11 protein-coding genes are annotated in these 13,613 nt (G+C 59.9%); 2 read left to right on the plus strand and 9 right to left on the minus strand.

The window, feature by feature from the left end; all coding sequences use genetic code 11:
- Nucleotides 1–947: 947 nt before the first annotated feature.
- Nucleotides 948–2,288, minus strand: a complete 1,341-nt coding sequence (locus NJ1_RS15950) for a class I SAM-dependent methyltransferase (RefSeq protein ID WP_169813154.1) — start codon at nucleotides 2,286–2,288, stop codon at nucleotides 948–950.
- Between the two features lie 363 nt (nucleotides 2,289–2,651).
- Here NJ1_RS15950 and NJ1_RS15955 point away from each other — a divergent pair, with 363 nt between their 5' ends.
- Nucleotides 2,652–3,899, plus strand: coding sequence for an MFS transporter (locus NJ1_RS15955; protein WP_157574005.1), 1,248 nt, complete (start codon nucleotides 2,652–2,654; stop codon nucleotides 3,897–3,899).
- 166 nt (nucleotides 3,900–4,065) lie between these two features.
- A complete protein-coding gene (locus NJ1_RS15960; protein ID WP_157574006.1) occupies nucleotides 4,066–5,358 on the plus strand; it encodes an LRV domain-containing protein in 1,293 nt (430 codons plus the stop codon).
- Between the two features lie 835 nt (nucleotides 5,359–6,193).
- Here the strand turns inward: NJ1_RS15960 and NJ1_RS15965 are convergent.
- From NJ1_RS15965 to hppD, 8 genes are all read right to left on the minus strand, one after another.
- Nucleotides 6,194–6,769, minus strand: a complete 576-nt coding sequence (locus NJ1_RS15965; RefSeq protein ID WP_067694282.1) for a hypothetical protein — start codon at nucleotides 6,767–6,769, stop codon at nucleotides 6,194–6,196.
- Nucleotides 6,770–7,114: 345 nt separating this feature from the next.
- Nucleotides 7,115–7,339, minus strand: a complete 225-nt coding sequence (locus NJ1_RS38115; protein ID WP_084478321.1) for a DUF397 domain-containing protein — start codon at nucleotides 7,337–7,339, stop codon at nucleotides 7,115–7,117.
- A 26-nt stretch (nucleotides 7,340–7,365) separates the two neighbouring features.
- Nucleotides 7,366–7,584, minus strand: coding sequence for a DUF397 domain-containing protein (locus NJ1_RS15970; protein ID WP_067694285.1), 219 nt, complete (start codon nucleotides 7,582–7,584; stop codon nucleotides 7,366–7,368).
- Nucleotides 7,585–8,264: 680 nt separating this feature from the next.
- A complete protein-coding gene (gene fahA / locus NJ1_RS15975; protein ID WP_067694287.1) occupies nucleotides 8,265–9,449 on the minus strand; it encodes a fumarylacetoacetase in 1,185 nt (394 codons plus the stop codon).
- On the minus strand, nucleotides 9,446–10,333 hold the full coding sequence (locus NJ1_RS15980; RefSeq protein WP_067694291.1) for a hypothetical protein: 888 nt from the start codon (nucleotides 10,331–10,333) through the stop codon (nucleotides 9,446–9,448). The genes fahA and NJ1_RS15980 overlap by 4 nt, the downstream gene beginning before the upstream one ends.
- A complete protein-coding gene (locus NJ1_RS15985) occupies nucleotides 10,330–11,529 on the minus strand; it encodes a homogentisate 1,2-dioxygenase (RefSeq protein WP_067694294.1) in 1,200 nt (399 codons plus the stop codon). Before NJ1_RS15985 ends, NJ1_RS15980 begins: the two co-directional genes overlap by 4 nt.
- 101 nt (nucleotides 11,530–11,630) lie before the next feature.
- On the minus strand, nucleotides 11,631–12,194 hold the full coding sequence (locus NJ1_RS15990; protein WP_245717407.1) for a MarR family winged helix-turn-helix transcriptional regulator: 564 nt from the start codon (nucleotides 12,192–12,194) through the stop codon (nucleotides 11,631–11,633).
- 91 nt (nucleotides 12,195–12,285) lie between these two features.
- Nucleotides 12,286–13,491, minus strand: a complete 1,206-nt coding sequence (hppD, locus tag NJ1_RS15995) for a 4-hydroxyphenylpyruvate dioxygenase (RefSeq protein WP_067694297.1) — start codon at nucleotides 13,489–13,491, stop codon at nucleotides 12,286–12,288.
- Between the last annotated feature and the right edge of the window lie 122 nt (nucleotides 13,492–13,613).

Consider the following 13,613-nt stretch of genomic DNA (forward strand, 5'->3'; position numbering starts at 1 on the left):
TATGCGCAGCCTCACCCGAACCCAGGTAGCCGAAAGCGCCGACAAGGGGGTTGAATACGCCATGGGTACTCGAACATCGGGAACTGCAACCCGAGCGCGCCGGCAACCGAGCCGCGCCACCGCATGACAACTACCGTGCAAGAATCGCCCGCAGTTGTTATGCCTAGGCCAGACCACACGAAGGAAGGAGACCCTCGAGCAAGCACGAACCTTACGTGGCGACAGTCGAACAGGCCCGATGCGTCTGCGGCGACTCACACAGGACGCCTTAGACCATTGCGCGAGCGATCACATCGCAGAAGTTGCGAGCTCGGCACCGCCGCTGATGCTCTCGGCCCCTGGAGCGCGCCGAACCCTGAGCCCTCACCCCGAGACCGCCTTCCTCACGCACAATGTGCGCCAGGAAATGAGCGACTCCGTGACGGGCAACCGCTGCCTCGTCCTGCAGTATCAGCGACAGGGTACGGTCTCGGCCAGTGTCCTACCTACAAAGCTTCTGAGTTGTGTGCCCCGGCACAGAGACACGACACCGAACCGTCCCCGCCGATGAAATCCTCCAAGAGTCGCACAGCTGATCCCCGAGCCGTAGACCGGCGATCCCGGTGCGAATACCAGCAAGACCGGCGATGACAGCATCATTCGAGGCACGGGCACCGACGGTGATCCGAATACCTGTCGAATAGCGCCTCACCCCGCTCCCCGCAACAGCACACTCTTGTGCAACGCGACGGATGCCAACACGATCGCACCGCGGAAGAAAGACATGATTCGCCGAACTATCGGGCACGACAGAGCCCAGCCCTCGAAGGGCCGGCGAGGGCCGATCGCGCACACCGACGATCACGTGGACCACGTTCAACGAGTTCACCCTCAATCGTGCAGCACGCAACCCGTGCTGCGACCTCGGCCGGGCCGACCGGTCGATGGCCTCTAGTTTGGTCTCGTTGTCAACATTTCTTCTGTCCCACGACGACTGCCATGCCTTTGTATCCTTTGCGTGCGGACACATTGCCTCCACGCGGGATCATGCGATACCGACACTCACCATACTCCTCGTACTTCTGACGTATTTGATCCATGGTCAGGCCCACCGCAGGGAAAAAAGTGTCCGAACCCGCAAAATACCCTCTGGAGCCGATCATATGCGCGATAACAAAGAGACCGTTCGGTTTTACAGAAGCCATCAGTGTTGTGGTGGCACGGTCGAACTCGCTCACTCTGTCAGTTATCGATTCACCGACAAAGAAAGACATAACCATGTCGTATCTATTCGGCTCCAACTCGTATATGTTTCCCTTCCGCACCGATGCCGATCGCCGCACCGTTCCGAGGTCGGCGGGGTATCCGAGACTGCGAATGTACTCTTCAAACCCTTCCCAGACAGCGCTATGGTCATTATTCTCGCCCTCGATGACCGCGCGAAGATACGCCAGATTTCGCTCCGCGATATCGATCAGTTCGATCGTGCCGTCGTGTGGTATCAATGGGCTGGCCAATAGTGCCGGATACAGATTAGGGCCTACACCGATATCTGCCACAATCTTCGTGCTGACTGGCTCGATTGTCATTTCCTGCAGCGCGGAAATGACAAATTCGATAATCTGCCTGTCTTCTGCCAGGAGGCTGCGTCCGTAATTTCGTGCGACGTACTCTTCTGCATCGAAGTCGTCCCAGTCGCTGTGAACGTCCTCCTGATGCTCGAAATATATATGCTCGATCCGTCTTGTCATCGACGAATAATCCGTCTGCGCAATAATGTTGAGCGCATCCACCTCGGAAGTGACAAAGCAATCAGGCAAAATAGTCAGAAGAGCGTCGGAATAGAGTTTATCCGACCTGCCATAAATGCACGGAATGATCGGGTTTCCGAACGCGCCGAGTCGGAGGAGATACCACGTCGCCACAAGGGCCGAACATGGGTATCTTCCTCGAGTTCTATAATAGGAAACAATTCTGCGCTTCAATTTACTGTCGGAAATCGAATCGATTACTGACCCGCAGTAATGTGCGATCTCCGATTCGAGAACCACAACATCTGGTACTGCGTCGTTCCGTTGGAGATTCAATAGGAACGCAGTCATGTCGAAACGATCGATCGAAACGCCAGTACTGTAGTCGTCGACCAGAACGACCCTGGAAGAAACGACTCCGTCAGGCAATCTGTGCAGCTCTGCGATACCGAGCCGGTGCTGTTTGGAGAATTGCTGATCAGTGTAGACGTGCGCGTACTCAATCCCCAGGATGCCATTGGATTCGAGCAGTTCCGCGGCCGATATCTCTTCGCTCATGCCTCTGTTTCGCATTCATGAAATCCCTCATGAAACCCAGATCGATCCTCGGTCAACTATTTTACGATCGAGCGCTCCTGCAGAGCGATTCGCGGCCTGGAGCTATCGTGGGAGAAGATATAGCTCTTATGGGCATGAGGCAAATCCCGTTGTTCCCACTGTTGAGGAGCGGTCATGGAGTTCGTATTTCAGAACGTCCTTCTGTATCCACGGGCGCGACCCTCGACGATTTCCTCGATGAAGAACCAGCGCAGGCGCTATGATCCGGTATTATTTCCTCGCGAAAGGCTGTTCTCTCGTGTCGTGGTATTCCACTGGTAATCCCTCCGCCGATCGGTTCGGCGGCACCGTCCAGGTGCCTCGGTGACCGTGTTCGCATGGAGTAATTATCGAGACGTACTCGCGCCCGCCGGAGCAAAGGCGCTAGCAGCGGCAGGCATCCTCTCACGCGCGAGCATTTCCACTGTAGGGCTGGGGATTCTTCAACTGGTTTCCGTCACCCGCGGAGGTTATCGCTTCGCTGGACTGATATGCGGTATGTACATGCTGTGTGCTGCGCTGGGCGCGCTTTTCTGGAGTCGAGTAACCGAATTTCGAGGCCAGAGATGGGTACTGCACCGGACAGCGGCAATTCTCACCGTCGGTACATTCGGTATCCTGTTTTTCGCAGCTACGGACTCGTCAGTCGCGGATCTCATGCTGGCGGCAGCAATAACCGGGAGTGGCATACCGCCAGTCGGTGCGATGATACGCGCGCGATGGACGGTTCTGCATGTGAACACTGCATCTCTGAATGCCGCGTATTCAATGGAATCGTCGCTGGAAGAAATATTGTTCATGACTGGACCACCGATTATGGGGTTCCTCGATATGGTCAACCCTCATATCGGATTGCCTATGGTTCTGACAATAAATTTGATCGGCATGCTTTGGCTAGCCGCGCAACCCGGCACAGAACCACCCCTCGACCTCACCGACCACCGCTATCAGAACGCGGTGCTCACGATTCGCGGTATGCCAATACTCTTCGCAACATCGTTCGGTTTCGGTGGAATGCTCGGTGCCCTCGACGTGGCAGTCATCGCCTTCGCAGTCGCCGCCGGACACGAACCACTTGGCCTTCTGGCTTTGGCACTGTGGGCGACGGCAAGCGCAATCGGCGGGATAATCTACGGCGCGATGCGCGACACCATCGCCACCGACAGACGACTCATCGTTGCGGTCACCGGACTGTGGATTGCTGTTCTCCCACTGCTCTTCGTCGAGGATCTGGGACAACTGATGGTACTGCTCGCGATCGGTGGAACATTCATGGCTCCCGCGATGGCGATCGTGACCGGACTTGCCGCGCAGCTCAGCCCGAACCACTCGCTGACCCTTGCTCTGGGGTGGATCTCGGCAGGCACTGGCTTGGGCGTTGCCGCGGGAACCGTGATCCAAGGCTGGATGGATGACATCGTCGACCACCAACCGGTGTTCATCGTCTCTGCGGCGTTCGCCTCCCTCTGTGTTCTGATCGCATGGCGAGGTGCACCCTCCTTACGCACACCGGTACTCCACAGACGGCTCCTCACGCCCTGGTCCGAAAAGCCGGGACCACCCCGACACTGAACCGGGCACGCCCACTGCGGTCGACTTTCCTCGCCAACACTCCAAAACCAGGAGTTCCGGCTACTTCCCAGCGCTGTATGCACGCATCGATCAGACGCGAAGCTACTTGTCGCGGCTGGGAATGCACGCCAACAAAGCCCACGACGTCAAATGGCATGTTGACCCGGTGAAGGCGAATGTGAAGGCGATAGCGCGCAACCCGAGCGCCCCCGCCAAGGTACTGCTACGGATTCTGGATTCGGGCTGGTCAGGCGCTGCCGCGGTAATCAGCCGGCCGCACCTTCCCGACACCGTGTACGACGCGGCGATCGCCCACCGCGACCAGGACGTCAGAACCATGCTGGCCAGCAGCGAGACTGCCCCCGCAGCGCAGCGCGCACGACTGGCCGCAGACCCCAGTACAGCCGTTCGGTTGCACGTCGCCGCAGGTCCGATTCCCGACCACACCCCGGTCGAGCCGCTACCGGACAAGACATACGCACGACTGATCACCGACCGATCCCCTGCTGTCCGCGCCGCCGCATGCTTGAACTGGCCCGATCCTCCCGTCGCAACATTGGACAGGCTGTTGAACGATCCAGATCTCGAAACCCGTACCGTCGCAGCGGCTCGTAGTTGGCGGCGACTGCCGCACCTACTGTCACTGATTGCCACCGCGGGACACGCAGCGCTCCACCTCTGGTCCGAACCGATCGCGACCGCCCCACTCACCACCGACGCACTCACCACACTGCTGTCGCACGACGAATGGATTCGCCGCCTTCTCGCGGAGAATCCGTACCTGCCGGCAGATATCATCGCCAGACTTGCCGCCGATCAGAATCCCGATGTTCGACTGGCTGTATCGATGCGCCGTGAATTCAGCGAGAACACGACCCCCGAGCTCGACATGCTGATCGGTCGCGGCGATGAGATCACCCCCGCGTTCTGGCCACGCACCACCACCGATCCAGCGCTCATGCGCCACGCGGTCGAGTCCACTCATCTCGGACTGCGCCGCAGCGTTGCGTACAACCCTCGACTGTCCCGCACACTGCTCGCGCAACTCGCAGCAGCAGATGACCCGGAAACTCGACTGATCCTGTGCGAGACGCATCCCCACGCTCCTGCGGACCTGCTCTGGGATGTGCTCCGCGAAAGCCCGACGAGTACAAGGCGAGAGCTGATCGCCCACCCGAACTTTCCGACCCATCGACTACGCACACTGTTCCACAGCGCTGATGGCTTCGAACGGTCTCTGATCGTGTACGACACAGCCGCGTCCGCTGAGCTGATCGAACAACTCAGCTACGACGCTGACCCTCGCGTACGCCGGGCCGCCGCCGGCGACCCGCGACTGAGCATGCTGCGCCTGTTCGAATTGATCGACGATCCAAGCATCTCCAATGGTGCGGCGGCCAACCCCAACCTGCCCGTCCCGATCATGGAGTTGTTCCTGGCTAGAGCCGGGATCCGCTGAACACTTGGCCGGTACTCGCCACAGTTCCGATGCCGGCGACGAACGACACCCGCAGCATCAAACCACCGAGAGTTCTGCATGCCCCATATCCGGGCGCCGCGCTCCCTGTTGCACGGCGCCCTAGGCGGATACGACTGTGACACACCCACCGCACACACGTTCATCATGAACAGCCAGCCCACAGGGACCGAGCACGGGCGAAATACCCTTTCGCGCCCCACAACAATCCCCAATGTTGGGAAGTCTCGATCGCGGTGCGATCCGCGCCGGCGGCTAAGCTCGCATCAGCACGAGATCGATTATCTGCCTAATCATCCCGCGCGCTATGGAAAACACCTCGGGCGCAGCCACGGGAATCCATACCTCCCCAATTGGATCCCCTCCCCGTTGCACCACACGCGAGAACAAGCGGATCTCGCGGCGCCCGAGGTGTTCTCTCCGAAAGACACCTATGCAACCACCAACCCACTGGCATCATCGACCGTCGTAACTCCGTGATTCCATTCAGTTACCAACCCACCTGGGCATCGGCATCGAATCATTCTTCACCATGACACGTTTCAGTGCCCGCGCACTCTGACCGACGGTACCCATCGCGTGGTGAAAATCTCGGACAGACTTCGCGGACTGCATCGTGGAAGGTACGGCGAAGATAATCCCTGTCATACGAGCAGAACAGGTTGACGACCAGTTCGCCTCGACCAGGAACAATCCTCGAGACCGTAGCGCGTCAGCATCGGTCCGATCGGCGCTGTTGATCCATGGGCGAGAGCTTGGCACACGTTCTGTCATGGAGAGGCACTGGAGTGTTTCCGAGGACCACCGCCGAGTAGATCTACGGCTCGAACGTGAGGCCGAACTGTTCACCCAACTGAGTGAGCACATCCGGGTCTCCGAAAACCGCTTCCGCGCTGAGGTCACTGCCCGAGCACTCCACGGAACAGAATTGCTCTACCGTGCCGGTGGGGATAGTGGTGAGATTCGTCGCGAAAGTCAACGTCGCCTCCTCGTCCTCATCGTCTCCAGGATGCACCGGCCAGGATTGCGGGATGCCGTTACAGTCGAACTGAAGCGTCGAATCCGGGTCACTGTCAACCAGTCGGACATTACTGATAATCAACTTTCCGCGAGTACAGGCCGCGATCATTTGCAGTTCCGCGTTGTATCGCTCCCGCCGCTCGCCGAGGCTGCACCTGCTGAGACCGCTGAACGCCTTGTGATCAAGCGTGTAGCGGAACCCCAGCGCGTCGAGAATTTCGAGAACGGCGCTCTGCTCTGTGTCCCCGTACTCGTCCAACAGATCATCGAGAGCATCGCTCAGCAACGCATTCTGTGCGGCACTGTCCAGATCGACAAGCCCCAGGTCGACAACCAGGTCGATGATTTCTCGGACCGTGCGTTCAAGACCCATCGAGGCCTCCTATGGTCAGGATCAGGCGGTAGCGAGGCGAGAGTATCGGCTCGCTACCTCTCGACCACCAGAGTCTGCTCCCACCACTGGGACGCGCTGCACACCCTGCCACACACGCGTTCGAACACGATCTGCTCGACACCCTCGTCGATCCATGCGTGCCGCGGCCGAAGCAGACATCGAACAACCTCGCAACCACCGCGCTCACATCATGACCGCGTACTAGCCGGATCAGCACAGCACTGACCAGAATCGACGCCCAGTTGATCCGAGCCGGTCCAGAAACGCGGCAGCAAAGCCCGAAGCAGCGCCCGTCACCATCAACGAGCGCCACCCCGAGCTCCTCTATAGTTCGGGAAGATCGAATTCTCCACCTTCGACACCGGATAAGAATGCAGCCCACTCACCCGGAGTGAAGATCAGCACACCCCCGAGAGGGTTCCTGGAGTCACGCACAGCCTTGCAACCGTTTTCGAGCTTCGCTACCTCGATGGCAGGCCCTGCACCACCGCCTACCGAACTTCGGAGCCATACAGCGTTCTCGAGATCGGCGTTCATTTCGTTCGGCATCGATAAGTCCCGGAGCGAGTGTGGTGTCAGTGAAACTGATTGTCTCGAGCACCGGCAAGGAAGTTCTCCCACTGATCGGGTTCGAATACCAGCATCGGACCACCGGGATCCTTCGAGTCACGCATCGCGATCCGCCGGCCCGATACATGTGCAACCTCGACGCACTGCGAATTAGCCAGACTTCTATCAGCCTTGAACCAGATCAACTGAAGCAATTCAGCGATGAGAATTTCTGTGCTGTACATGACAACCTTCCTATTGTTACCTTACAACGACAACGTCAAAGTACGGTCACCGAGAAACCATTCCGCACACAAATAATGCAATCGCTGCATCATTCTGATCGTGGCGCAGCGCCGTGAACGGGTAGTCGACACGTCGAGCTCGTCTCTTCGCGACAGACTCGCAAACAATCGGCAATAGAGATTCACCGCCTCCGCGCTGTACCGCATCGTCTCTGTCCCTCGTCGCTCCGTGGCATCTCCGCTCGCACACAGTGCCATGTCGGGTCGGAGTCGCAACGCAGACTGCCGTCCACGACAAGCAAGGAGTCGATCAGGAGTCGATCACTCGAGACGCTGAAGCAGGATTCCCTATATCGTACCAACGATGCCGTGAAAGATTCAGAATTTCATAGCGCTCGCTATTCATGGTCGGTTAGGAACCGGAGCGCGCATAACCACGATCAACAACAGACCTCACCGCCGGGTGACATGAACATGACGAGACTGCTGCGCGCATACGATATTCGATCCAAACTGCTTCCATACCCGCGCGTCGGTGCGACGGACACGATCAGCGCGCACGATACGAGCCACCAGAACTCGGCCGCACTGCCCGCGGCAGAACGCCAGCCCCGGTGAAGCCATCTGCGGGCCGTCACCGCTCCGCCCGCACACCCGCGAGCAACCCGACCGCAGACCTTTCAACGTGCCCGACCGGAAGGAACGACGCGCCCGGCCACGTCACCGAAGCCGATACGCCGCCCCCGCGCCCCTGGAGCCGTTGCCGTGATCACCACCTCGTCACCGTCCTGCACGAAGGTTCGTACCTCCTCCCCGACGATGATCGGTTCGCTACCACCCCAACTCAATTCGATGAACGCGCCACGATCGCTTCTTGCCGGACCGGATATGGTGCCGGACGCGAAGAAGTCCCCTGTTCGCGTCGATGCACCGTTGCTCGTCATGTGCGCAAGCATCTGCGCAGGCGACCAATACATCAGGCCATAGCGTGGATGTGCCACCTCGTATCCATTCCAGGAAACTGTCAACTCGACATCGAGCGCCCACGACCGCGACTCCCGCAGATACGGCAGCGGCACGGGATCCTGCCCAGGCCCCTCGACTCTGGCATTGTCGAGGGCGAGCAGTGGAACGACCCATGATGAGATCGATGTGGCAAAGCTCTTACCGAGAAACGGACCCAACGGCACGTACTCCCACGCCTGGATATCGCGAGCGGACCAATCGTTGACGAGCACGGCACCGAAGACATGCTCGGCGAACTCATCAGGTCCGATCGGTTGTCCTATCGGGGAGGGCGTTCCTACGACGAACCCCATCTCCGCTTCGATGTCCAGTTGCGCCGTCGGCCCGAACTCCGGGTACGCGCCGGCGCCAAGCCTGCGCTGACCAGTCGGTCGAACGATCGGCGTGCCCGACACCACGATTGTGCCCGACCGGCCGTGATACCCGACCGGCAGGTGTTTCCAATTCGGTAGCAGCGGCTCAGTGCCCGGACGGAACAACCTGCCCAAGTTACTCGCGTGATGTTCGGATGCATAGAAATCGACGTAGTCCGCAACCTCGAACGGCAGATGTAATGTCACGCAATCGATCCCATGCACCGACTCGGCAGGCAACGACTCGGACTCGATCAGATCGGTGAGCTGTTCACGCACCTCCACCCAACGCGCACGCCCTTGGGCCATGAACGCATTGAGCGTAGGACTGTCGAAGACCGGGTCGTCCAAAGCCGTACGCAGATCGATGACATGCTCCCCGAAACGGACACCGATCCTGCGCGCGCCCCCACCGATCGAAAAAGCGCCATACGGGAGATTGTCGATTCCGAAGACAGTGTCGTGGGAGAATTCGATTGCGGTCATCGCTCATCCTGCAGGGGAGGGTCCGTCGGTAGAACGAGGGCATCGACCAGTCCGAACCGGACCAGGTCGGTCAGCGGATCGAGGACACTGCACGTACCGAAGGAACGAAACTGGCTGCGCACGCGCACGACCCGTGCCGGCGGGATTTCGGCCACCGCTGCGGCGAGGTCGGTCTCGTCCCGGTTGGCGAGAATTGTCTCGAGGTCAGCGTCGCTGGCCCCACCATCGGCCGCGTCGACCGCCGCGATGAGGTTCAAGAAGCCGTGTTGCTCGAATCCTGTACCAGGATCGGTGTTCCGGACAGCGTGATGCAAACCTGCAGTCGCTTTGAAAACGAGACCACGACGCACGGCGAACCCGACAGCGGCTGCGAGTTCCGCTTCACCGGGATAGAGCTCGGCACGGACACCGCCGGTACGGAACTTGCCCCGGACATCGGACTCCGCCAGTGCCGCAATCACTGTGTTGCACCGCTGGTCGCGAGGTATCTCGACGAACGCGACCACATCCTCGGGTAAGTCATCTGCCATCGCGACGACGACCTCCTCGATCGACACCTCCTTCGGCAGACCCACCTCGACCGCCGCGACGCACAGTCCGGGAACCCGCGCGGCAGCAGCCAAAGAGCGTGCGACACCACCAGGCCCCTCGGGAAAGGTCAACGACACCCGAACTCGGCCAGCATCGGCGGAGCCGCTGCACAGAGCCGACAGTTCCCCGAGTCGTGCGGCAGGTATGACCAAAGGACCGGTGAACCGCGCCAGCGCGCCGTGACTATAGTGCCGATACGCTGCTACCGCTCGATCCATCGGCGAATCGCCCGGCGGGAACAATGCCGCATCATCGAACATCGCATCGAAAACCGCTGTGTGCGAGAACGTCATGACTGCGGACCCCGACCTGCCCACGACCACGCGTACGAGGAATCGTCACACTCGAGTGCGCCTTCACCGAGCTCGAGCGGATGGAACGTGTCGACCATGATGGCCAACTCGTCGAAGAACTCGACACCCACACTCGCCTCGTACGCACCGCGCTGAGGACCGTGCGAGTGCCCGCCGGGATGAACAGAGACCGATCCGGGACCGATCCCGGATCCCTTTCGGGCCGCGTAATCCCCACCGACGTAGAACATCACCTCATCGGAATCGACGTTCGAATGGTAATACGGCACCGGTACCGACAAGGGGTGATAGTCGACCTTACGAGGCACGAAATTGCAGATGACGAAAGACTGCGCCTCGAACACCTGGTGTGCCGGCGGAGGCTGATGCACCCGCCCGGTGATCGGCTCGAAATCCGAGACGTGAAACGAGTAGGGGTACAAGCACCCGTCCCACCCCACCACATCGAACGGATGATCAGCATAGACGTACCGAGTGCCCGTGATGCCGCGCGAGCTGCGATGTTTGAGCAACACCTCGATATCCGTCCCACTGCGTGTGAGGGTGTCGACCGGCCCGTGCAGGTCTCGTTCGCAGTAGGGTGCGTTCTCGAGCAGTTGGCCGAATCGGGACAGATATCGTTTCGGGGGCACGATATGACTGCTCGCCTCGATCATGTAGGCGCGCAACGGTCCATCCGGACCAGGCAACCATCGATGAGTGGTCGCGCACGGGATCAACACATAGTCGCCCTCCACCACCTCGATGGCACCGAACACCGTTTCCACCACTGCGCTGCCCGATTCCACAAATACCAGTTCGTCGCCGATCGCATTGCGGTAGAGCGGCGAATCCCGCTGCGCCACCACGTAAGAGATGCGGACATCGGCGTTGCCGAGGATGAGACGCCGGCCCGTGACCGCGTCGCTCGCGCTCGCGGTCGCCGGGGGGAACAACTCGTGCAGCCGCAGATGCCGGGGCGTGAGGGGGTGATTGGGCGTGGTCGTCTGCTCTGGCACCTCCCATGGAGTCGCATCCACGATGGCAGACGGGATTCGCTGGTGGTAGAGCAGTGACGAGTCACCCGAGAATCCTTCCTCCCCCATCAGTTCCTCGTAGTACAGCCGCCCATCGCCAGAGCGATGTTGGGTATGTCGCTTGGGAGGGATGGACCCGAGTTTCCGGTAGTGCGCCACAGTGGCTCCTCGATGGACGACAGCGCGCGGATCAGACCTACGGCCGTATAGTTCATACATTAACTAATAATCGGAGCTGGCAACAGACTTCTGATAGTGAGTCACCGGCGTTCCTTCACGTCGAAATCAGTTCGATCGGCAATGAGTTTGGTCAGCAGCATGAGCAGGACGGCCTGTTCGGCCGGCGTGAGCGCCCCGACCCAGGTGCGCTCTCTCTCACGTTGCTCCTGAAAGATCTCGAGCAACTCCTGATCGCCGCTGTGCGAGATGTGCAGCAATACCGACCGGCCGTCCTCATCGGCTGGCGTACGTGCCATGAGCCCGTCGGAAACGAGTGACTTGGACAGGTTCGACACAGCGGATCTAGTCATTCCAGCCAGCTCGGCAGCCTTCTTGGGCTCCACAGGGCCTGCCAACCACACCACGAACATGAGCCGGAACGCCGCCCAGGAACGCCCCCTCGCGCGGTGAATCGCGGACTCGAGATCATAGGTGACAACGTTCGACGCGCGATTGAGTGCCAGAAGAATCTCCGTTGCCTCCAGCTCCTCGAAGCCACGTTCACCCAACCCTTGTTTGGCAGTCTCGATGAACGACCAGAAGGTGAGCTCATCGCGCTCGGTGCTCGCCTCCATCGCATGCTCCCGCATCGGTTCGTCGATCATGAGAATCCGGCCAATCTCGCGAACACCCTCAAATTATAATTCATATACGAACTATATGCGGGCGGGTGAACCTCACGAGCACGTACGCGGTTCAGAAGTTTCCGCGGGCGTCCTGCTCTCGTTCGATGGCCTCGAACAAGGCCTTGAAATTCCCGATACCGAAGCCGAGGGAGCCGTGGCGTTCGATGAGCTCGAAGAACACGGTCGGGCGGTCCACGACCGGCTTGGTGAAGATCTGCAACAGGTAGCCATCCTCGTCGCGGTCCACCAGGATGCCCCGCTTCTGCAGCTCCTCGATAGGGACACGGACACTGCCTATCCGAGCACGTAATTCAGGATCCTCATAGTACGAGTCCGGTGTGGCGAGGAACTCGATACCTTCGGCCACGAGATGATCCACCGCGGTGAGAATATCGTTGGTCGCCAACGCCAGGTGCTGTACGCCCGGACCGCCGTAATAGTCGAGATACTCCTCGATCTGCGAACGCTTCTTCGCGATCGCAGGCTCGTTGAGCGGGAACTTCACGCGATGGTTTCCGTTGGACACGACCTTCGACATCAACGCCGAATACTCGGTCGCGATATCCTCGCCCACAAACTCAGCCATGTTCGTGAATCCCATGACACGCTGGTAGAACCCCACCCACTGGTCCATCTTGCCCAGCTCCACATTCCCTACGACATGATCGAGCGCCTGAAAGATCCTCCGGGGCGCGCCATCACGCTTGCGGTACGTCGATTCACGGCGGACATAGCCGGGCAGATACGGGCCAGCATAACGAGAACGGTCGACAAGAGTGTGCCGCGTATCGCCATAGGCTGCGATCGTGGCGAGCCTGACCGTGCCGTGCTCGTCGCTGATTTGGTGCGGTTCGACCAGGACATCGACGCCCTGGCCACGAGCGTGAGCGATGCACGTGTCGACATCCGGTACGGCCAGGGCGATATCCACCACGCCGTCTCCGTGTTTGCGATGATGCTCGATCAGTGTCGAATCCGGGTCGACGGCACCGCGAACGACGAAGCGGACCGCGCCTGACTCCAGGACGAAACTGTGCCCCTCGCGATCACCCGTAGCCGGGCCGGAGTACGCGACAAGGTCCATCCCGAATGCCGACTGGAAGAAATGCGCGGTCTGGGTCGCGTTGCCGACGACCCACACGATCGAATCCCAGCCGCTGACCGGAAACGGGTCCCCGGCAGCGTCGTACTCCACGAGCCCGACCAGTTGACGGAGCTGGTCGATATCCAATCCGGCCAGGCGCTCGTGGTTGGTCAATATCTGCTGAAAAGTCATGTCGGCCACCTCTATTGGCGAAGGAGTAGATACTCGTGCGCAACACCGAACCCACCCCTGCGCAATAAACAAGGCGCTCGTCTTCTGCTGATCGGGATGCGCTGTACGGACGTCCATGCTCA

The sequence above is a fragment of the Nocardia jejuensis NBRC 103114 genome (assembly GCF_001613145.1).
Lineage (GTDB): Bacteria > Actinomycetota > Actinomycetes > Mycobacteriales > Mycobacteriaceae > Nocardia > Nocardia jejuensis.